General features: G+C 62.7%; 20 protein-coding genes. 3 read left to right on the top strand and 17 right to left on the bottom strand.

Annotated elements, in window-relative coordinates; translation table 11 throughout:
* Positions 1-19 precede the first annotated feature (19 nt).
* The 4 genes from J7557_RS13520 to J7557_RS13505 are packed head-to-tail and all read right to left on the bottom strand — an operon-like array spanning position 20 to position 4,360.
* Positions 20-1,006 (bottom strand): ABC transporter permease, encoded by a 987-nt coding sequence (locus J7557_RS13520; protein ID WP_291420579.1) that lies wholly within the window; start codon positions 1,004-1,006, stop codon positions 20-22.
* The gene (locus tag J7557_RS13515; RefSeq protein WP_291420578.1) at positions 1,003-1,989 is read right to left on the bottom strand and encodes an ABC transporter permease; all 987 of its coding nucleotides are present in this window, start codon (positions 1,987-1,989) and stop codon (positions 1,003-1,005) included. Before J7557_RS13515 ends, J7557_RS13520 begins: the two co-directional genes overlap by 4 nt.
* The gene (locus J7557_RS13510; protein WP_291420577.1) at positions 1,986-3,497 is read right to left on the bottom strand and encodes a sugar ABC transporter ATP-binding protein; all 1,512 of its coding nucleotides are present in this window, start codon (positions 3,495-3,497) and stop codon (positions 1,986-1,988) included. Before J7557_RS13510 ends, J7557_RS13515 begins: the two co-directional genes overlap by 4 nt.
* Entirely contained in the window at positions 3,494-4,360 is an 867-nt protein-coding gene (locus tag J7557_RS13505) for a sugar phosphate isomerase/epimerase (RefSeq protein WP_291420576.1), read from the bottom strand. Before J7557_RS13505 ends, J7557_RS13510 begins: the two co-directional genes overlap by 4 nt.
* Positions 4,361-4,658: 298 nt before the next feature.
* Between J7557_RS13505 and J7557_RS13500 the strand changes: the two genes are divergently transcribed.
* Positions 4,659-5,690 (top strand): AraC family transcriptional regulator, encoded by a 1,032-nt coding sequence (locus tag J7557_RS13500; RefSeq protein ID WP_291420575.1) that lies wholly within the window; start codon positions 4,659-4,661, stop codon positions 5,688-5,690.
* On the opposite strand, the gene pepT is transcribed toward J7557_RS13500, so the two are convergent.
* The 12 genes from pepT to J7557_RS13440 all read right to left on the bottom strand — a co-directional run bounded on the left by pepT (position 5,687) and on the right by J7557_RS13440 (position 19,398).
* Entirely contained in the window at positions 5,687-6,919 is a 1,233-nt protein-coding gene (gene pepT, locus J7557_RS13495) for a peptidase T (RefSeq protein ID WP_291420574.1), read from the bottom strand. The genes J7557_RS13500 and pepT overlap by 4 nt on opposite strands.
* Before the next feature lie 26 nt (positions 6,920-6,945).
* On the bottom strand, positions 6,946-8,235 hold the full coding sequence (locus J7557_RS13490; RefSeq protein WP_291420573.1) for an amidohydrolase family protein: 1,290 nt from the start codon (positions 8,233-8,235) through the stop codon (positions 6,946-6,948).
* A gap of 171 nt (positions 8,236-8,406) precedes the next feature.
* On the bottom strand, positions 8,407-9,354 hold the full coding sequence (locus J7557_RS13485) for an ABC transporter permease (RefSeq protein ID WP_291420572.1): 948 nt from the start codon (positions 9,352-9,354) through the stop codon (positions 8,407-8,409).
* Positions 9,355-9,356: 2 nt separating this feature from the next.
* Complete coding sequence (locus J7557_RS13480; RefSeq protein ID WP_291420571.1) at positions 9,357-10,430, bottom strand: ABC transporter permease; 1,074 nt, start codon at positions 10,428-10,430, stop codon at positions 9,357-9,359.
* Positions 10,427-11,971 carry an ABC transporter ATP-binding protein gene (locus J7557_RS13475; protein ID WP_291420570.1) on the bottom strand — a complete coding sequence of 515 codons (1,545 nt, stop codon included), beginning with the start codon at positions 11,969-11,971 and terminating at the stop codon, positions 10,427-10,429. The genes J7557_RS13480 and J7557_RS13475 overlap by 4 nt, the downstream gene beginning before the upstream one ends.
* Positions 11,972-12,200: 229 nt before the next feature.
* Positions 12,201-13,139, bottom strand: coding sequence for a BMP family protein (locus tag J7557_RS13470; RefSeq protein ID WP_291420626.1), 939 nt, complete (start codon positions 13,137-13,139; stop codon positions 12,201-12,203).
* A 167-nt stretch (positions 13,140-13,306) separates the two neighbouring features.
* Entirely contained in the window at positions 13,307-13,897 is a 591-nt protein-coding gene (locus J7557_RS13465; protein WP_291420569.1) for an NAD(P)H-dependent oxidoreductase, read from the bottom strand.
* Positions 13,897-15,297: an FAD-binding oxidoreductase gene (locus J7557_RS13460; RefSeq protein ID WP_291420568.1), complete on the bottom strand. Its 1,401-nt coding sequence runs from the start codon at positions 15,295-15,297 to the stop codon at positions 13,897-13,899. Before J7557_RS13460 ends, J7557_RS13465 begins: the two co-directional genes overlap by 1 nt.
* Positions 15,294-16,613, bottom strand: coding sequence for a cytosine deaminase (locus J7557_RS13455; RefSeq protein ID WP_291420625.1), 1,320 nt, complete (start codon positions 16,611-16,613; stop codon positions 15,294-15,296). The genes J7557_RS13460 and J7557_RS13455 overlap by 4 nt, the downstream gene beginning before the upstream one ends.
* Entirely contained in the window at positions 16,609-17,478 is an 870-nt protein-coding gene (locus tag J7557_RS13450; protein WP_291420567.1) for an ABC transporter permease, read from the bottom strand. Before J7557_RS13450 ends, J7557_RS13455 begins: the two co-directional genes overlap by 5 nt.
* The gene (locus tag J7557_RS13445) at positions 17,475-18,239 is read right to left on the bottom strand and encodes an ABC transporter ATP-binding protein (RefSeq protein ID WP_291420566.1); all 765 of its coding nucleotides are present in this window, start codon (positions 18,237-18,239) and stop codon (positions 17,475-17,477) included. The genes J7557_RS13450 and J7557_RS13445 overlap by 4 nt, the downstream gene beginning before the upstream one ends.
* Positions 18,240-18,372: 133 nt before the next feature.
* Positions 18,373-19,398, bottom strand: coding sequence for an ABC transporter substrate-binding protein (locus J7557_RS13440; protein WP_291420565.1), 1,026 nt, complete (start codon positions 19,396-19,398; stop codon positions 18,373-18,375).
* A 216-nt stretch (positions 19,399-19,614) separates the two neighbouring features.
* On the opposite strand from J7557_RS13440, the gene J7557_RS13435 reads away from it, so the two are divergent.
* Both J7557_RS13435 and J7557_RS13430 read left to right on the top strand, forming a co-directional pair.
* Positions 19,615-20,004, top strand: coding sequence for a RidA family protein (locus J7557_RS13435; RefSeq protein ID WP_291420564.1), 390 nt, complete (start codon positions 19,615-19,617; stop codon positions 20,002-20,004).
* Positions 20,005-20,016: 12 nt separating this feature from the next.
* Positions 20,017-20,811 carry a creatininase family protein gene (locus J7557_RS13430; protein ID WP_291420563.1) on the top strand — a complete coding sequence of 265 codons (795 nt, stop codon included), beginning with the start codon at positions 20,017-20,019 and terminating at the stop codon, positions 20,809-20,811.
* Here J7557_RS13430 and J7557_RS13425 read toward each other — a convergent pair.
* Positions 20,808-21,494 carry a phosphoribosyltransferase gene (locus J7557_RS13425; RefSeq protein WP_291420562.1) on the bottom strand — a complete coding sequence of 229 codons (687 nt, stop codon included), beginning with the start codon at positions 21,492-21,494 and terminating at the stop codon, positions 20,808-20,810. The two genes, J7557_RS13430 and J7557_RS13425, sit on opposite strands and share 4 nt — an antisense overlap.
* Between the last annotated feature and the right edge of the window lie 5 nt (positions 21,495-21,499).

Here is a 21,499-nt window from a genome sequence, read left to right as displayed (position 1 = left end):
ACCGGCCGCCTGTCTCAGCTCATCGGCCGGCGCGCTTTCGCTGATAAGTCGCAAACGCCACTGCGCCGATGAGGATTAGTCCCTGCACCACCAGGCGAACGGGCTGCGCCAGTCCGAGGAGATTGAGCAGGGTGAATATGGCTTCAAGGGCCAGCGCACCGGCAATGGTCGCGGGGACGGAGCCGCGCCCGCCGAGCAATTGCGCACCGCCGATGACGGCGGCCGTGATGGCCTGCAATTCGAAGCCGGAGCCGATATCGACGGAGACGCCGGCACGGCCGCCGAGGATGACGCCGGCGAGAACCGCGGTCAGTGCCGAGACGACGAAGGCCGAGATGCGCACGCGCTCAACCGGCACGCCGGCAAGGCGCGCGGCCTGCTGGTTGTCGCCTACGGCATGCAGCATGCGACCGAAATTGGTGCGGTGCATGCCCCACCAGAGAATGGCGCCGAAGACGACGAGGCAGATCACGGCGATGGGGAGCAGCGAGATGATTGGCACGTCGGTGATGTTGTAGCGACCGAAGAAGCGGAACGTGTCGGGCAGGTAGCCGCGCGGGGCGCCGCCGGACCACATGAAGGCAACGCCGTTGAGCGTGATCATCATGCCCAGCGTGGCGATCAGCGATGGCACTTTCAGGTAGCTGACGACGAGGCCGTTGATGAGCCCGATGACGGCACCGATGCCGAGCATCAGCGGAATGATCCAATAGGTCGAATTGGGATCGTTGCTGGCGAGCATGGACGAGCCGATGACAGTCAGCGTCATGATCGAGCCGACGCTGAGATCGAAGCCGCCGGAGACGATGACATAGAGCGCGCCGGCCGAGAGAATGGCGAGGGCGGTCACCCTTTTCAGAAAGTTCATGTAGCCCGTGGGTTCGCCGAAGGCCGGGTTCATGACGATGATGGCAAGGATCAGCGCCACTACCAGCACATAGACGGGATTGATCCGGGGCAGGCGGCGCGTTGGGCTCGTGGCTTGGGGCAGAGATTGCGCGCTCATGCGACGGGCCTCTTCGAACGGGCGGCATAGAAGGCGACGGCGGCGACGATGATGATGCCGCGTAGCACCTGCTTCACGAAGGCATCGACGCCGGCGACGTTGAAGATCGAGTCGATAAGCGAGAAGATGATGACCCCGGCCATGGTGCCCCAGATGCCGCCGCGCCCGCCCGCGAGCACGGTGCCGCCGATGACGACGACGGCGATGGATTCGAGATCATAGACGCCCTCGGCCCCGATCCAGGGCGCGCCGGAACGAAGGCGCGAGGCGAGATAGATGCCGGCAATTGCGGCGCAGAGCGAGCAGATGACATGGGCGCGGATGACGACGCGATCGGTCTTGATGCCGGCAAGGCGCGCCGCGTCCTTGTTGCCGCCGACGGAATAGACATCGGAGCCGAAGCGGGAAAAGCGCAGGACGAACCAGGCGCAGCCGGCGAGCACGAACATGAAGATCAGCGAGAAGGGCACGATGCCCAACGTGCCATAGGCGAAGATCTGGAACTCAACCGGCACGTTGCCGGCGAAGTTATTGTAATAATAAGACAAAACGCCCTGAATGATCAGCGACATCCCGAGCGTCGCGATCAGCGGATTGACCTCCAGCTTGGTGATGACGAGGCCATTGAGGAGGCCGACGACGGCGCCGAGGGCGAGGACCGCGAGGACAGCCGGCATCATCATGGCCGGGTTGCCATTCATCACCACCGAGGTGACGACGGCGGACGCCGAGATGACGCTGGCGACGCTAAGGTCGATCGAGGCGACTAGGATGGCAAAGGTCTGGCCAATGGCGGTGATCCCCAGCGTGATGGAGCGGCTGAGGATGGCGACGAGGTTTTCGAGCGTGAGGAAGCGCGTTTGGCCCATGATGATGATCAGGGCGATGTAAAGCGCGACTGACGCCAGCAGCAGGATGGTCGACGCGTGGCGCTCGAACCGGAAGCGGCGGGGATTTTTGGCGGGGAGGGGCATGTCGGTCATGCGGCCACTCCCGTTTCGCCCGTGGCGGCCAGCATGAGTTCGGCTTCGGTGGCGGAGCGGCTGAACTCGCCGGCAATGCGGCCTTCGCGCATGACCACGATGCGATCCGAGGCGCCGAGGATTTCGGGCAGGTCGGACGAGACCATCATCACGGCCGTTCCGGCGCGGGCGAGGTCGCGCATCAGGTGATAGATGCTGGCCTTGGCGTCGACGTCGATGCCGCGGGTGGGTTCGATGAAGATCAGGATTTTTGGACGCAAGGCGAGCCAGCGGGCGACGATGGCCTTTTGTTGATTGCCGCCAGAGAGGAAGCGCATTTCCTGCTCGTAGGAGGGGGCGCGAACCTTCATCTGGTCGAGAAGGGCATTCATGCCGGTGAGGTCGGTGAAGCGATTGGCTTTGTGACCACCGAACGGATTGGCAAAGCTGCGGGCGGTCAGCATGCCGTTGTCGCGCACCGACTGCATAAGGAACAGCGCTTGGGCTTTGCGATCGCCCGGCAACATGCCGATGCCGGCGCGGATGGCGTCCCGCGGCGAGGTGAGGTGGACCGCCTTGCCATCGAGGGTCATGGAGCCGGATGTGAACGGCGCGGCGCCGAAGAGGGCCATGGCGAGCGGCGTGCGGCCGGCGCCTTGGAGGCCCGCAAAGCCGACGATTTCGCCGGAGCGCAGCTCGAGATTGATGTCGCTCAGCGCGGCATTGGCACCGCCGGAGACCGAGAGAACGACCGGACCGATTTCAGACGGCGTCGCGGGCTCGGGATAATATTCGGAGATGTCGCGGCCGACCATGGCTCGAACGATGACGTCGGGCGCTGGGACGTGGTCGAAGCTCGCCGTGACTTCGCCGTCCTTGATGACGGTGACACGATTGGCGAGGCGCGTGACCTCGCGCATGCGGTGGGTGATGTAGACGATGGCCGTGCCCGAGGCGCGGAGTTGGTCGACGAGCGAGAACAGCACCTCGCATTCGGCTTCGTTCAGCGCGGCGGTTGGCTCATCCATGACGATGACTTTGGCATTGAGCGAAATCGCCTTGGCGATCTCGACCATCTGCTGGCTCGCCACATCGAGATCGGCCACCAGCGTTTCCGGCTCGATGCGGTGGCGCACACCAAAGAGGCCGAGCACACGCTGCGTTTCGGCGACCATGGCCTTGTTGTCGATCAGCCCGTTCTTCATCGGCTCGCGTCCGAGGAAGAGGTTTTGCGCCACCGTGCGCTCGGGCAGCAGCGAGAATTCCTGATAGATCACCGAAATGCCGGCGAGCAGGGCCTCCTGCGGGTGCTTGAAATGCTGCTCTTGCCCGTCGATCAGCACGTCGCCGCCGTCGGGCCGATAGACGCCCGAGAGGATCTTGATGAGTGTCGACTTGCCCGCGCCGTTCTCGCCGCACAGCGCATGGACCTCGCCGCGGGAACAGGTGAAGGACACACCACGCAGCGCCTTTACCGCCGGAAACGACTTGGAAATGCCGCGCATCTCGATGGTCGGGGCATCACTCATGCGGCGATGTCCCTCCCGGCCGCGTCCCAGGTGCTGCGGATGAAAGCGGCGCTTTCGGAAAAGAGCGTGTCGTAATCGGGAAAGAGCGGGCGCCACACGCGCGTCGCGGCCGCGATGGCGGGGAGGCCGGCACCAAAGGCTTCGAGCGTCACCCAGCCATCATAGCCAGAGCGGCGGACGGCCTGCATGATCGACAGGAAATCGATGTGGCCGCGCCCGGGAATGCCGCGATCGTTCTCGGAAATGTGGACGATGCCGACATGGGGCGCCACGGTTTCGTAGGCTGCGACCTGGTTGCGATCTTCGATATTGGCGTGGAACGTGTCGTACATGATCCGGCAGGCCGGATGGTCGACGCGGCGCGCGTAGTCGCGGCACTGGGTGGTGGTGTTGAGGAAATAGGTCTCGAAACGATTGAGATGTTCGAGGCTGAGATAGATGCCATTGGCCTCGGCGCGAGTGGCCAGCGCGCGATGCGCCTCTGCGCCATAGGAAAGCTCGCTCTCGGTGGGGCCGCTGCCGGTGAAATGCCCTATGGGAGCGTGGATCGGCCCGCCGACGCTTTGCGCGCCGAGCGCAATGGCGCAATCGAGGGCCCAATCGAGGTGCTTCCTGCCGCGTGCACGATTGTCCCGGTCGTCCGAAATCGGGCTGGCATCGGGGCTCGGCACTATGGAGGTCGTGCAGCGCTCGAGCCCTATGGCATCCAGCTCCTTGGCCAGCCACGCATAATGCGCAGGCTCGCCGGAAAGAACCGGCACCTCGACGCCATCATAACCCAGCGCCTTGATCTGCCGGATCGCCGACAGATGCGCTTCGGTCACGAAGTCGGTCAAGCACAGCAGATTGATGCCGAGCTTCATACTTTTCCCCTCGCGCCGGACGGTGCGCAGCCGCTCTCGATCGCCTTGAGGCACATACAACAATTGTTGCACCTCACCTCGTCAGCGAATTTCGAACGCCGCCGAAACCGGCTCCGGCTAAAACTCCTCCACGGCCCGAAATGTCAGTCTGGCTGTCTTTATGACTGCTCTGGTTGACTTCCGGACGTTCGACTCTCTAGCATCAGGGCCAGGAGGCGAACGTTGCGATCATTGCGCACTGCGTGCACTCGCGCGTTCGAATGATAACACTGGTAGAATTTGCACATGGGAGGGGGCCATGAACGCAGAGGCCCGTTTGCACGCCCTGGCCCGGCCGGCTGTCTTCACCGAGCCCGGCGCGCTGATGTATGCCGGCAATTGCGCCGACCTCTACGAGGCTTCGCTTGCCGGCAAGGTGACGCTGAACGCCTGGACGCGCCGAAAGTATCCGGGAAAGCCGCTAGGCGAAGCGCTGCCACAGGTGCTTTCCGTGGGTGGTTGGGACGCGGTGCGCTCGCAGGATTGGGGGCTCAAGGAGCATTGCAACGAGGGCGTAAAAATCGCCTATCTGGCGCGCGGCTCCATGGTGCTCAAGGTCGATGGGCACCGGCATGAGCTGACCGAGGGCCAGATGTTCGTCGTGCGCCCCTGGCAATTGCACCAGTTCGGCGATCCCCATGTATCGGCCAGCCAGATCATCTGGGTGCTGTTCGATGTCGGCGTGCGCCGGCCGCATGAAGATTGGCTCTGGCCCGACTGGATGGCCTGGCCGGAGCGCGATACCGAGCGACTGACGCGGCTGCTCTCACGCAACGAGCAACATGTGCTTACCGCCAGCCGCGATGTGATGCGCAGTTTTCACGATATTGCCGAGATCGTCGCGGGCCATGATGTGGCGGGCGACGAGACGCGCCTGCGCCTCTTGATCTCGATGATGCTGCTGCAGTTTATGAAGCAGTTGGAGAGCCAGGCGCCAGTGCTCGACGAAGATCTCGCGAGCTCCAAGCGCACGGTGCAGATTTTTCTCAATCGCCTGCCGCATGCGCTCGATGAAAACTGGACGCTCGAAAACATGGCGGCCGAGTGCAGCCTGTCGCGCACCCAATTTTCCCAACATTGCCAGGCGCTGACCAATATGACGCCGGTGCGCTATCTGCAGATGGTGCGGCTGGAGGCGGCAAAGAAGTGGCTGAGTGAAAAGGCCGATGCCAGCGTGACCGAAATCGCGCTGGAATGCGGCTTCTCCTCAAGCCAGTACTTTGCGACTTGCTACAAACGTCGCTTCGGATTCTCGCCGCAGGAAACGCGGCGAGAGCCGCACGCCGCTTAGGCGCGCTCTTCCCAGAGGCGCGCAAGTTCGACGATCGTGGACACGGCCTTTTCCATGTCCTGGCGGCTGATCCATTCGAGCGGCGAATGGAAAGCATGGCCACCGGCAAAGATATTGGCGGTGGGCAGGCCCATGAAGGAGAGGCGCGAGCCATCGGTGCCGCCGCGGATCGAGCCGCGCACCGGCTCCATCCCGGCGCGGCGGATGGCTTCGACGGCGAACTCGACGATCTCGGGGTTCTTGTCCAGAACCTCCTTCATGTTGCGGTATTGCTCTTTCACCGCAATGCGATAGCTGGAGCCCGGGTAGTTCGCGATCACCGCCTTGGCGATCTCGTCCACCATGGCTTCCTTCTCGTGGAGCCCGGCGACGGTGAAATCGCGCACGATCATGGAGATCGTGGCTTTTTCCATCGAGCCGGTGACGCCGACGGGATGCACGAAACCGTCGCGGCCTTCGGTGCCTTCAGGCGAGACGTCATGGGGCAAGCGGGCGATGATCTCGCCAGCGATCTTGATGGCATTTTCCATGCGGCCCTTGGCAAAGCCGGGATGCATGGCGACGCCGGTGATGGAGATTTCGAGCCCATCGGCCGAGAACGTCTCGTCCTCGATGGTCCCGGCGGTTTCGCCATCCATTGTATAGGCGAAGCGCGCGCCGAGCTTTTTGAGGTCCACCTTGTCGACGCCGCGGCCGATTTCCTCGTCGGGCGTGAACAGCAGTTTGATCGCGCCATGCGGGATGGATTTGTCCTTGAGGAGGATTTCCGCCGCCGTCACGATTTCGGCCACGCCCGCCTTGTCATCGGCACCGAGCAGGGTCGTGCCGTCGGTGGTGATGAGATCATTGGCGATCTGGTTGTTCAGTTCGGGATGTTCGGAGACGCGGATGACACGGTTCTTGTCGCCGACAAGCGTGATGTCGCCGCCAGCATAGTTCTTGATCATCTGCGGCTTCACGCCTGTGCCGCTGAAATCGGGCGCCGTATCCACATGCGAGCAGAAGCAGATGACCGGCACGTCCTTGTCGGTATTGGCCGGCACGGTGGCATAGACATAGCCATTGCTGTCCATTTCGGCGTCGGCAAAGCCGATGGCGAGCAACTCGCTGACCAGCAGGCGGCTGAGGGTCTTTTGCTTTTCCGTCGAAGGCTGGGTGGGCGAAGCGGGGTCCGATTGGGTGTCGATCTGCACATAGCGCAGGAAGCGGTCGAGAACGGTATCGGTCATGAAAAGGCTCGTCTCTAAAAGAACAGTCAGTTGGCGCTCGGGCCGACGCGGGCGGGATCGAGGCGTGTCGGGCGATCGGGCAAAGCCAGCGCCGTTTGACGGGGGGCCGTGCGGGCGATGACGCGGCCGGATTTGATGACGGCGAGGCGGGTCGCTTTTAGGCGGATGGCTTCGATGGAATCCGTTGCTTGCAGCAGCACCATGTCGGCCTTGTTGCCGACTTCGACGCCATAGCCTTCGAGGTGCATGATTTTCGCCGGGCCGGTGGTGACGGCGTCAAAGCACTGGCGCATGGCGGCGCGGCTGGTCATCTGGGCGACGTGGAGACCCATGGAGGCGACGTCGAGCATGTCGGCCTGGCCGAGCGAATACCAGGGGTCCATCATGCAATCCTGGCCGAAGGCGCAGGTGATGCCATAGGTCAGCATTTCGGGGATGCGCGTCATGCCGCGGCGCTTGGGATAGGTATCGTGGCGGCCCTGGATGCCGATATTGATATTGGGATTGGCGGTGGCTGAAACGTCGGCCTCGGCCATCAGCGGCAGCAGCTTTGAGACGTAATAATTGTCCATGGAATGCATGGAGGTCAGGTGCGAGCCATTGACGCGACCATTCAGGCCAAGGCGCTGGGTTTCATAGGTCAGCGTCTCGATATGGCGGCTCAGCGGATCGTCGGTTTCGTCGCAATGGAGATCGACGAGCAGGCCGCGCTTTTCGGCGATTTCGCAGAGGACTTTCACGCTCGCTGCTCCGTCAGCCATGGTCCGCTCGAAATGCGGAATGCCGCCGACGACATCGACGCCCATGTCGAGGGCGCGGTTGAGCAGGTCAATGGCGCCGGGATAGCGATAGTAGCCGTCCTGCGGGAAGGCGACGAGCTGCAGGTCGATATAGGGAGCGACGCGCTTCTTCACCTCAAGCAGCGCTTCGACGCCGAGCAGGCGATCATCGCAGATATCAACATGAGTGCGGATGGCGAGGAGACCCTGGGCGACGGCGAGGTCGCAATAGTTCAGCGCACGTTCGATGACGGCTTCATGGGTGAGGAGCGGCTTCAACTCGCCCCAGATCTGGATGCCTTCGAGCAGGCGCCCGCTTTCGTTGAAGCGCGGCTGGCCGAGGGAGAGCGTCGCGTCCATATGGAAATGGCAATCGACGAAGGGCGGAGAAATGAGCTGTCCATCGGCGTCGATCACTTCACCCGCCTCGCCGCCGAGATTGGCTTCGATGGCGGCGATCTTGTCGTCCTTGATGCCGATATCGAGGTTTTTGCGACCATCGGGCAGGGTGGCGTTGGTGATTTTCAGCTCGAACATTCTTTTGGTCTCTCGTCTCGAAAGGTGGTCGGGCAGATGGCGGACTAGCACCGTCTTCTCCCCTCCGTCGTCATTGCCGGGCTTGTCCCGGCAATCCATCTCGCCGCAGCATGGACTACCGGGACAAGCCCGGTAGTGACGACGATTGATAGGTCTTGGCCAGTTCGGAAACTAGTGCCGCTGCCCCTTGGTCCACGGCTGCAACAGCGCGCGGGGATAGTCCGCGCGGCGCGCCACCAGGATCAATGCCACGATGGATAGCAGATATGGCAGCATGAGGAAGACCTGGCCGGGCACGACCTGGCCGATCTGTGTCTGGAGGCGGATCTGGAAGGCATCGAAGGCGCCAAAGAGCAGCGCGCCGAGGAGTGCTTTGCCGGGTTGCCAAGAGGCGAAGACGACGAGCGCGATACAGATCCAGCCGCGGCCATTGACCATGCCGAAGAAGAAGGCATCGAAGGCCGACATGGTGAGGAAAGCACCGCCCAACGCCATCAGCGCCGAGCCGACGACGACGGCGCCGACGCGCAGGCCGACCACCGACAGACCCTGAGCTTCGACGGAGGCAGGATTGTCCCCCACGGCGCGAATGGCGAGGCCAAGCGGCGTGCGATAGAGCACCAGCGCGACGAAAGCGACGAAGACCAGCGCGAGGAAAGTCAGCGGCGTCTGCTGGAAGAGGGCGGGGCCGATGAAGGGCAGATCGGAGAGACCGGGAATGTTGAGCGGCTGGAAGGCGGCGATGCGCGGCGGCGAAGTCACATCGGGCAGGGCAGTGCGATAGGTGAAATAGCTCACGCTGGTCGCAAGGAGCGTTATGCCGATGCCGGAGACGTGCTGGGAGAGGCCCAAGATGACGGTGAGGAAGGCGTGGAGGAGGCCGAAGAGCGCGCCGGCCAGCGCCGCGACGAGAACGCCCCCCCAGAGACCGGCACCGAGATAGACGGCAAGCCAGCCGGCCATGGCACCGGCGACGAAAATGCCTTCGATGCCGAGATTGAGCACGCCGGCGCGTTCGCATATGAGGGCGCCCAACACGCCAAAAATCAGTGGCGTGGCGATGCGGATGGCGGCGGCCCAGAAATTGGCGGAGCCCAGAATGTCGAAGAGGACGTCCATGATCAGGCCCCCACTTGCCGGCGTTCGAATTTGACGCGGAACCGCAGGAAGAAGCTGCCGACCAGCACGCAGAGCAGCGACAGGGCCACGACGAGATCGGCGATATAGCTCGAAATGCCGGTGGCGCGGCTCATGGAGTCAGCGCCCACGAAGACCGCGGCGACAAAGACCGCGGCGATCACCGTGCCGACAGGCGAGAGCCCCGCGAGCATGGCGACGACGATGCCGGAATAGCCAAAGCCCGGCGACAGGTCGGAGGAGAGATAGCCTTTCACACCGGCCACTTCGCCGACGCCTGCAAGCCCAGCGAGGCCGCCGGAGATCAGTGCAACCTTCAGCATGGTTGCATCGACGGGAATGCCCGCAAAGCGCGCGGCGGCCTTGTTCTCGCCGACGGCGCGGATTTCAAAGCCGAGCACGGTTTTGCGCACCATAAGCCACAGGATCAGCGCGGCGAACAGACCGACAATAAGGCCCCAATGCATGCGCAGGCGTGGCAGGAGTTTTGGCAGCTTTGCTTCCGCAATCAGCGGCACCGATTGCGGCCAGCCCATCGAGAGCGGGTCTTTCAGCACGCCTTCGACCAGCATCTGGATGAAGAGAATGACCACGAAATTGAGCAGCAGGGTGATGACCACTTCGTCGGCACCAAAGCGCTGCTTGATGATCGTGGGGATCACCATCATCAGCCCGCCAGCGAGGAAACCGGCAATCATTACGGTCGGGATCATCAGGGCCGGCGGCAATTGCAGCAGGCCGCTGCCGACGCAGACGGCGGCGAGGGCGCCGATATAAAGCTGGCCTTCGGCACCGATATTCCAGAGCTTGGCGCGGAAGGCGACGGCGGCGGCCAGGCCGGTCAGGATCAGCGGCGTAGCGCGGTTGAGCGTTTCGCTCAGCGCAAACATCGAGCCGAACGCGCCCTGCAGCATCAGCCAATAGGCATCAAGCGGCGTGCCGCCGGCGGCAACAACGGGAATGGCGACGAGCAGCAGGGCTATGACGCCAGCCGCGAGCGACACGGTGAGTTTGAGGCCGACTGAGGCGTGGTCCCGCGGTTCCAGACGAAAGCTCATGACGCAATTCCTACTGGCGTGCGGGCCTGGCCGGCCATCATCAGACCGATCGTGCCGCGGTCGAGGCTTTCGCTGGAACCGGCATCTGCCAATTCGCCAGCGTGAACCACGACGAAGCGGTCGGCGAGGGCGAAGAGTTCGTCGAGGTCCTCGGAGATGACCAGCACGGCGGCGCCACGATCACGCGCGGCGAGGATGCGGCGGTGGACTTCAGCCTGTGCGCCGACGTCGAGGCCGCGCGTCGGCTGATTGGCGAGGATGACGCGCGGCTCGCGCTCCAGGACGCGGGCGAGAATGAGCTTTTGCACATTGCCGCCCGAGAGCAGCCTCGCCTCGGCATCAGGGCCGGGGCAGCGGACGTCATAACCGGAAATGGCCGAGGTCGCGCGCTCGCGCATGGCTTTGCGGTCGAGAAAGCCCATCTTGGAAAAGGCGGGGGTCCGCACGTCTTCGATGGCGATATTGTCAGCAACGCTCATCGTGCCGACGACGCCGTCGTGCTGTCGGTCTTCTGGCATGCGGGCCACCCCAGCCTCGACGAGATCACGCGGGCTTGCCTTGGTGACTGCCTCGCCATAGAGCCGCAGCGTGCCGCTGCTCGGTACGGCGAGGCCCGAAATCAGCGCAGCAATGCCTGATTGCCCATTGCCGGAAACGCCCGCGAGACCAACGATTTCGCCCGAACGCAATTTCAGGTTCACCCCGCTCAGCATCTGGCGACCTGCGCCGTGCAGCGAGACGCCGTCAAATTCCATCAGCGTTTCGCCGGGCAGGGCGGGGATGCGGATCACCTCGGCGACGGCTTTGCCCACCATCAGATCGGCGATGGCGCGACGATCGGCCTTGGCCGTCACCAGTTCGCCCGCCTTGGTCCCGGCGCGCAGCACGAGAATGCGATGGGAGACGGCGAGCACTTCGCCCAGCTTGTGGGAGATGAAAATGACGCCGAGCCCATTGCTGGCGAGCCGGCGCAGGACCACGAACAGCCCCTCGGCTTCCTGCGGGGTCAGCACGGCGGTGGGCTCGTCGAGAATGAGCACTTTGGCGTCGCGATAGAGCGCCTTCAAAATCTCGATGCGCTGCTTTTCGCCAACCGTCAGGTCGGCGACGCGCCGGTCGAGATCGACGTCGAGACCGCTCTCGGCGATGATCTTTTTGACCTTGGCTCGGGCAGCGGCTTCGCGCCCGAAGGAGAGCAGCGGTTCGGTGCCGAGGCGGATATTGGCGAGGCCGGAGAGGTTTTCGGCGAGCGTAAAGTGCTGGTGCACCATGCCGATGCCGGCCTTGAGCGCCGCGCCGGGTGAGCCGGGGGGCAGGGTGGCCAGGGCGCCGTCGTCAGCGAGCACGCGCACGTCCCCTTCGTCCTGCACATAGTGCCCGAAGAGGATGTTCATCAGCGTCGTCTTGCCCGCGCCGTTCTCGCCCAAAAGCGCAAGAATTTCGCCGCGATGCAGATCGAGGGAGATGGCGTTGTTGGCGGTGAGCGAGCCGAAACGCTTGGTGATGTTTTGTAGGGAGAGGAGCACTGGGGCGTCGGTCATGGGTGGTGCTCCGGGGGGAGTTCGGACTTCGTCTTTGCCGTTCACCCCCTCCCCTCAAATCGCTCCACTGGAACGATTTGCCCTTCGGGACGGGTCGGAGCCCATCAAGGGGGAGGTGCCGATCGAGTGTGTGGCACTATCTCGTCAAACCCACAAATCTTCACCTCCCCCTTGATGGGGGAGGCTGGGAGGGGGTGAGGGAGCCACAAACGTTGCGGCTCCCAATATCTTACGGCGTCGAAGTCGGTTCGGTGTCGTCGATCTCGACCACGAAAGTCTTGGCGAGGATTTCGGCTTCCTTGGCCTTTGCCGCGGCAACCGCGTCTGCGCCGGCGAGAGCTTCATCATACACGGCGCTGGAGCCGCCATATTCCATGAAGGCATAGATGCCGTAGTCGGAAGCGGTGAACGACCCGGCCTTCACGTCGGCGATGGCCTTGTCGATCATCGGCTCACCGTGCCAGAGGGCGCTGGCGAGGATCGTGCCGGGATAGTCGGCAGAGGTGTCGATCACGTTGCCGATGGCAAGGATGCCGCGTTCCTTGGCAGCGTCGGAGACGCCAAAGCGTTCGGCGTAGAGAATGTCGGCGCCGGCATCGACCATGGCGAAGGCAGCTTCCTTGGCCTTCGGCGGATCATACCAGGAGTTGATGAAGCTCACCGAGAAGGTCACGTCGGGGTTCACCGACAGGGCACCCGCCTTGAAGGCGTTCATCAGGCGGTTCACTTCGGGGATGGCGTAGCCACCCACCATGCCGATCTTGTTGCTCTCGGTCTTGAGGCCGGCAACGATACCCGTGAGGTAGCTCGGCTCATGGATGAAGTTGTCGAAGGTGGCAAAGTTCGGCTCCACCGGCGGCAGCGACGAACCCATGAGGAATGAGATTTCCGGATATTCCGAGGCGACGGCACGGGCCGGCTGCTCGACACCGAACGCTTCGCCGACGATGAGCTGCACGCCCTGTTCGGCATATTCGCGCATGACGCGCTCGTAGTCAGTGTTGGAGATGTTTTCGGAATAGACGTAGTCGATCTCGCCGCGATCCTTGGCGGCCACCAGCGCATTGTGAAGGCGGCTCGCCCACTGCTGCTCGACCGGCACGGTCCAGATTGCGGCGACCTTGGTCAGCTCCTGCGCGATGCTGACGCCGCTCATGGCCAAAGCCATACCCGCGGTGAGTACACCCACAAAGCTGCGTCGTCCAAGCGTAGAAAATTTGCTCATTTTGTCCCTCGTGTCGAAAACTTCATCCGGGCAGTCCCTTGCTCATTCTCTGAGCAAGAACCCGGGCCTTGGCAAGCGCAGCCATTCCGTTGTGCACCGAACTGTCACAATCAGAACTGACTGAGAGTGGTCCGTACCGTGCCCAAAAAGCCATTGAGCTGGCCGGGCGAGACATTGTTCATGTCATAGAGCGCCAGGTATTTTGGCCGCGTCTTGAAAGTGACCCAGCCCCAGCGCATGGCGATGCGCCGTGGCGGATCGCCCATCACCCAGGTGCGCCAGCGATTGCCACCATAGGTCGTGACGAAGGCGACTTTCTTGATGTTGGTGAGGCAGGGTATGAGCTTGCCGCGATCGCCGCCGCCTTCCATGGTGAAGGACACGCCGGGCAGGAAGACCCGGTCGAAATAGCCTTTTAGCATGGCCGGATAGCCATAGTTCCAGACAGGATGCACGACGACCAGCGCCTCGGCGGCGCGTAGGCGCTCGACATAAGGTTTGATGGCCGGGGTCAGGTTCCCCGGCACTTCGTGATAGTTGAGCCGCTCTTCGCGTGTCAGGACCGGCGAAAAACCTTCCTCATAGAGGTTGAGCGCGTCGACCTCGTGGCCTGCGCTTTGCAGGCCTTCGATGGCGGTGCGAAAGAGCGTGCGATTAAAACTGGTCTCGACGGGATGGGCGTGGATGACGTGGACGCGCATCAGGCCGCATGCACCGGATTGAGGCCATCAAAGAGCCAGGCCTTGCCCGAGGAAAAGTCGAAGTCCGGGTTTTCCCAGGCAATCATCTTGCCGGGGTTGAGAATGCCCTTGGGGTCGGCTTCCTTCTTGAAGTCGAGCTGCTTCTGGTCCGTACGCTTCATGCCGCCTTCTTCAAGAGTAAAGCGATGCGGGTTGAAGACGTCGCAGCCGTTTTCCTCGTGAATGCGGATGATCTCTTCGAGGCGCTCTTCGGTGGTGTAGCGCACCATGGGCAGGCCGGCATAGGTGACGAGACCATCCTGTCGGGTCATCTCGATATGCATGGGCAATTCGTCGCCCAGAATGTCGACGATCTTTTTCACGTGCTCGATCGTCGGATACCGCGTCTGGAGATACGTGATGGTCGGGTCGATCTTGAGCGCGCGCAGGGTCGTATGGTTCCAGGCGAGCTCATAGATCGGCGGCAGGCGCTTCAGTTCCTCTTCGCTCGCTTTGTCCGAGCGATAGAGCATTTCGCCCTTGTGGTGCCTGATGAAGAGATCGAGCGCTTCCACCGAAACCGGGGCGACCATGATCAGCACCACCGATTGGCCGTCCTTGATGTAAGGCTTGTGGCGGTTGAAATAGGCTTGCGGAATGGGCGCGGCGCAGGGCGATAGTTCCTTGAGCAGGATGCCGTCCTGCTTGGCCAGCTTTTCGGAGAAGGCCGCGGCGTCGATGAAATCATCGAACCCAACCATGACGTCGATCCAGTCATGCGCCTCCGTAAGAGGCATTTCTGCTTCGACGATGATGCCATTGGTGCCATAGGCATGGGCAACCTTGAGGATGTCTTCGCCGACGAGGTCGAGTTCGCGCGGTTCGGCTTCGCAGGTGATGATTTTCAGGCCGAGGATTGAGCCCAGCGCGCGGAGGCCGCCCCAGCGGATCGAGCCGACGCCGCCCGAACCGCCGGCAATAAAGCCGCCGAGCGAGGCCATGCGATAGGTGGAGGGATGAAAGCGCAGTTCGCCGCCTACGGCTTCCTTGGTTTCGTGGTCGAGCTTTTCGAGCACCGCGCCGGCCTGGGCGCGCACACGGTCTTTCTTGATCTCGAGCACCTTGTCCATGTTCATGAGGTTGAGCATGGCGCCGCCCGACAGCGGCATGGCCTGGCCGTAATTGCCGGTGCCGGCGCCGCGTGGGGTGATCGCCACGCCATGCTTGTAGGCGGCGCGGAGGACGGTTTTCACTTCTTCATTGGAGCGCGGGGAGACGACGACTTCGGCGGTGACGTGGTCGAGCTTGGCCTTGAGAACCGGCGAATACCAATAATGGTCACGGCTGCGCTGCTGCACGATGCGCGGATTGTCTTCTTGCGGAATGTCGCCCAGTTCGGCGCGGAAAGCGGCAATGCTCATGATTGGCCCATCAAGTCGTCGAGTTCACGGTAATCGGGAAGGGTGGTGTCGATCGCCTGTCCGGCGCGGATCACGATCCGGTCGGCCTGCGGGCGCGAAATCAGTTCAGTCCAGGTGCGGCCTTTGAAAAGGACCAGATCAGCCGGCGCCCCGACGGCCAGTTCACCTCTGTAGCCGAAGCCGGCAATTGCGGCCGGGTCAGCGGAGACCACGCGCGACCAGGCGAAGGCCTCGGTCTGCGGATGGTCGAAATGGAGGATGCGCGCGCCCTCGCGGAAAACTTCAAAGCCGTCGAGGTCGCCATAGGCATAGAAGGGGTCGCGCGTGTTGTCAGAGGCGATGGCGACTTTTACCCCCGCCGCCTTGAGTTCGTTGACGAGCGTGACGCCTCGCCAGCGCGGCGTGCGGACGCCATCCTTGTTGTCGCGGTCCTGCAGATACATGTTGCACATGGGCAGGGACACGACGGCAATGCCGGCCCGAGCCACCTTGTCGATGACACCCTTGGCGGTGTCGCTGTCCTGCACGGCAAGCGAGCAGCAATGGCCGGCAACGACCGAGCCGGTAAAGCCGCTATCGATGACGGCATCGGCCAGGCACTCCAGCGCGTTGGCTTTTGGGTCTGGGCTTTCATCGGTGTGGAGGTCAATGTTGAGGCCCAGCTCTCCCGCAATGGCGACGAGATTGCGCATAATTTTCGGATTTTCCGGGTGCACGGCGGTGGAGCCGCCGAGAATACCGCCCGATGCCTTGGTCCGCGTTGCGACGGCCCGCAGCTTTTCGGCGTCGAGGATCGTGTCCGGGCCCATCAGGCCAGCGCCCTGCAATTCGATCCGTCCGGCCCAGCGCTCGCGCATGACCTCAAACACATCCCAGGTGATGTTGTGCTGAGGCGGGGCCATGTCGAGATGGGTGCGAATGGCGGCCGTGCCGTGCGCATAGGCACAGCGTAGCGAGAAATCCATGCGCCGCTCGACATCGCTCGCCGCCCAATTGGCTTCGCGGTCGCTCAGCACCGCCATCAGGGCGCCGAGCCAGGTCCCATCCGGGTTTTCTTTTCGCGCCCAGATATGGCCCTTGTCGAGATGGGTGTGGAGATCAACGAAGGCCGGCAGCACGATATCGCCGCGGAGATCGATCTGCTGCGGCAAGGTTGCCGACCCCGCCGCGTCGATGGCAGCAATCGCGCCGTCAGCAATGGTGATATCGACCTTGGCGAGATCGCCCGAAGTGGCATCGCCAAGCACCGAAACCGGCACGCTGGCATTGGTGATGGCGTAGTGGCCATCGGCAGGAATAGTGATCGGCACCTCAATTCTCCCGCTTGAGGGCACTTTCGTGCCAGCGGTGCAGCATTGCCCAGGAAATCAGCGAGGTCAGCGCAAAAATGGCGACACCGGTGCACATGAGCAGAACCAGCGCCGCGTAGAGACGCGGATAGTTGAGGCGATAGCCGGATTCGAGCAGGCGGAAGGCGAGACCTGACCCCTTGCCGGCCGAGCCCGCGGCGAATTCGGCGACCACGGCGGCAATCAGGGAGAGGCCGCCACCAATGCGCAGGCCGGCTGCGAAATAGGGCAGGGAGGATGGAAGCTTGAGGTGGATCAGCGTCTGCCAGCGGCTCGCGCCATAAAGCTCGAAGAGGTTGAGCAGGTTGTGGTCAACGCTCTTGAGGCCCGCAACCATGTTGGAGAGGATCGGGAAGAAGGCGACGACGAAGGCGCAGGTTAGCAGCGCCGATTGCGTATCGGGCATGTAGATGATGAGGAGCGGCGCGATGGCGATCATCGGCGTCACCTGCAGGATCACCGCGAAGGGAAACAGCGCCAGCTCGATCCAGCGGCTTTGCACCAGAATGATGGCAAGGCCGACGCCGCCCAGCAAAGCAAGGCCAAGCGCCATGAAGGTGATGCGCAGCGTCACCAGCAGCGAGGGGGATAGCGTGCCCCAATCGGTGAAGAGCGCGGTCACCACGTCGAGCGGCGCTGGCATGATGTAGCGTGGCACTTCGTTGATCATGATGTGCGCTTGCCAGGCTGCAATGGCGAGGAGGACCATGAAGATCGGAATGACGATGGACAGCACGCGCTCGCTCACGCTGGAGCGATTGGTGACCACGGCGACCTGGCTATCGGTGCCGGCTTCGGCCGAGGCATTTGGTAGGGGTGCGGTGTCGGTCATTTCGCCTGGGCTCCACGCATGATGGCTTCCTGCAGGGCGCGCGAGACGGTGTCGGTCGTGGCGCGATATTCTTCCGAAGTGCGATAATTCTCGTCGCGCACCGCGGAGGTGATGAGTGGCAGGTCGGCATAGACCTGACCGGGGCGGGCGCGCATGACGACGATGCGATTGCTGAGGAAGGCGCTTTCGAACACGGAATGGGTGACGAAGATCACCGTGATCCCGGTCTCGCGCCAGAGGCGCAGTACGTCGTCATTGAGTTTTTGCCGGGTGATTTCATCGAGCGCCGCAAAGGGCTCATCCATCAGCAGCAGCTTTGGCTTGGTCACCAGCGCGCGCGCGATCGAGACGCGCATCTTCATGCCGCCCGACAGTTCACGAGGATAGGATTTGGTGAAATCGGCGAGGCCGACGGAGGCCAGTACTTCCATGATCGCCGGATCGGCGTCGCGCTTGGAAACACCGCGCAGGCGCAGGGGTAGATAGACATTGCCCCACACGGTCTGCCACGGCATCAGCGTCGGTTCCTGGAACACGAAGCCAACATCGCCTTCGGGCAGGCCCTTCTTGTTGATCTGGGAAGAGGGCCAGTCGATCTCACCCGAGCTTGGTGCGCCGAGCCCGGCGATGATGCGGAGGGCGGTGGATTTGCCGCAGCCGGAGGGACCGAGGAGGCTCAAAAACTCGCCGCGCTGCACGTCGAGCGACATGTCCTTGAGCGCCAGCGTGCCATTGGAAAAGAGCTTGCTGACGTGTCGCATGGAAACGACCAGTCGTGGCGAAGCGGGTTGCTCGGCTGAAGCCGGCGAAGAAGTGGCTAGGTCAGTCAAAATAATGCGCCCAATCTAGGGTCGGAGCGGCGCGGGCGGCTTGCCCGCGCCGGTGTCTGGAAAATTACTTGAAGAGATCTACGCCGAGGCCCTGGCAGACATATTCGGTCGTATAGGCCTGGCTCACATCGATACCGGCTTCGAAGACGCCAACTTCGACCATGGAATTGTAGAAGTCGGTCCAGCCGGCATCGGTCATGCAACCGATGCCCTTGGTCTCGGCTTCGCCGGAAACGACGATGCCGTATTCCTTCATCTTCTCGATGCCATAGGCGATCTGGTCGTCGGTCATTTCCGGATTGTCGGCCTTGATCAGTTCATTGGCCGCCGCATTGTCGCCGTAGAGATAGTTCGACCAGCCCACGATCGTGGCTTCGACGAAGCGCTTGGCGATATCGGGGTGTTCTTCGACCCAGGGCTTCATTGCCTCGATCGTGGTCGAATAGGGATGGTATCCCTGATCGGCCAGCAGCCACACGTCAGGCGCAAAGGCGGCTTCGCGTTCGATGGCGAGGGGTTCGGAGGTCAGGTAGCCCTGCTGGATCGCCATATCGTCGGCGAGGAACGAGGCGGGGTTGAATTGGTAGGGCTCGTATTTCTCTTCAACGAAATCCGGCCATTCGGTCTTCATCCAGCTGAAGTACGAAGTGAAGCCGTCGGCGCTGAGGATGTACTTCGACGCACCCGCCAGCTCCGGGAAGCTCGCGAATTTGCCCGGATGCGACATCAGGATCTGGGGGTCCTTCTGGAAGATCGCGGCCAGTGTGATGGTCGGAATGCCCTCCTTGACCGCATTGATCGCGCCCGTGGCGCCGCCCATGTAGAACTGGACCTGGCCCGAAACCAGCATCGGCCGGCCCGGCGACTGCGGCCCGCCCTGCATGATGGTGACGTCGAGACCATACTTTTCATAGGTGCCGTCGGCGACGGCCTGGTAGTAGCCACCGTGCTCGGCCTGGGCCAGCCAGTTGGTGGCAAAGGTGACCTTGTCGAGGTCCTGCGCGAAAGCCGGCGTGACCGATAGCGTCATCGCCGGCGTGGCGGCGAGCGCCATGGCGGCCAGAATGGTCGTCTTGATTGAAGCGTGCATTTGCTGCGTTCCCCTGAGCCCGGTCGTTTCGCCAAGGCTAATTTGTCGGGCGATCTCCTTCGCCCTCGCAGCACCATTCCGCACCACGGTTCCCCTGTGAACCCAAAAAATAGGCAATTTACGCGAATGCCTGCCATGCGTGCAATTTATGGCTTTTGGGACTAGTCAAGCGCTTTACCTTTGGCTTAGCATTCGCCCGGCAAGCATTGGATAACCATGACCACCGCCCTAGACCCCAAGGACATCCACCCGCCATTCGCGCCCTATAGCCACGGCATCGTCGTCCCGCCCGGCCAGCGTCTGGTGTTCTGCTCCGGCCAGCTCGGCATATCCGCCGACAAGACCATTCCCCCCGATTGCGCGGGCCAGACAAAGCTCTGCTTCGACAATGTCGCGGCTATCCTCCGCGAAGCCGGGCTTGGCCTCCAACACATCATCCGCATCAATGCCTATGTGACGGGGCGCGAGCATCTCCCCGAATACATGGGCGTACGCAATGCGCTCTTTGCCGCTCCATACCCTGCCTCGACGCTGATGATCGTCTCCGGCTTTGCCCGGCCCGAATTCGTCGTCGAAATCGAAGTCATCGCGGCCGGACCCGCCTGAGGAATTTTTTACATGCGCAAGATCTGGTGGACTGATTTCGCGGCGCACGAATTCGAAGGGCTCGACCCCAACAAGACCATAGCTATCCTGCCCATAGCGGCGGTGGAACAGCACGGCCCGCACCTTCCGGTCGGCACCGATACGATCATCAACACATCGATGATCGAACTGCTTATTGAGCGCGCGCCGGGGGATATGGACCTGCGCATCCTGCCGGTTCAGGCTATCGGCAAATCTAACGAACATATCTGGGCCAAGGGCACGATTACCCACACGGCGACCAACCTGATCGACGCCTGGACGCAGATCGGCCTCGAAGTGGCCCGGTCGGGGGTGAAGAAGATCATCTTCATCAATTCGCACGGCGGCAACGAAGAGATCATGGGCATTGTCGCCCGCGAGCTGCGCGTTCGCGCCGGCATGCTGGCGGTCAAGAGCGGCTGGCGCTTCACGCCGCCCGGCGTGTTGAGCGATCTCGAGCGCCGCCACGGCATTCATGGTGGTGATGCGGAGACGTCGCTGGTGCTGCACTTCAAGCCGCACCTCGTGGATATGTCGAAGGCGGAGAACTTTGTTTCCATCGCCGCGAGCGATGAGCAACAGTTCCAGTATCTGCGACCCACGGGCGCCTTCGGGCACACCTATGCCTGGATCGCGTCCGACGTAAACCCGTCAGGCGCGGTGGGCGATGCGTCTATCGCCACGGCAGAGAAGGGCAAGACGATCGCCGAAGCCAATGTGGCCGGCATGATCGAAGTCCTCCGCGAGATCGAAGCCATGCCGTTGCCCGGCGAGCGCTGGGACTAAGCGACCGGTGTCCAGCGCTCGTTTTCGTTGAGTGTGAAGCGCGGTGACGCCAGGGGCGCGACGATCCGGTCGCGCCATTGCGCCAGCGGCTCCTGCCAATTCGTGCCTTGAAGCATGGCGCAACCGATAACAGCAGGCTCGATCTCGGCCTTGTGCAGAAGGCGGAGAACAGCGCCCATCGACTGGCCGGAACTGATGACATCGTCGATCACGGCCACGCGCTTGCCTCGCAGCAGCGGCAGCATGCGCGGATCGACGTAGAGGGTCTTGCTCGCCTTCGGGCTGGTGATGGATTTCATCGGCTCGGAAAGATCGTCCCGATACCAGAATTTGCGCGAGGTCCCGAGCGGCACCATGCGCGTATGGCCGAGCCGGCGCGCCACATTCGAGGCGAGCGGCAGGCCGAGCGTTGGCACACCGATGACGACGTCGATATCCTTGGTCCTGAGCAATGCAGCAAGTGCTGCCGCAAGGCCGTCTTCGACCGCGAAACTCGCCTGATTGAGGATCAGCGAGGCGACCGCCGATTTGCCATCGCCAGGCAAGACCCGCAGCGGCAGCGGCAATTGCCGACCGTCGGCGAGGGGCGCGGGATAAAAGCCCAGATGCCCGTCAGCCGGGTTTTGCTCATGGGTACCGGGCGCGGCAAAGGCCTGCCAGAATTCATGCGGCTCGAAACTCACGCCAA

Origin of the sequence: Devosia sp. (assembly GCF_017744655.1) — a bacterium.
In the GTDB taxonomy this organism is placed as follows: Bacteria; Pseudomonadota; Alphaproteobacteria; order Rhizobiales; family Devosiaceae; genus Devosia.
This window is presented reverse-complemented; position numbering and strand designations above follow the sequence as displayed.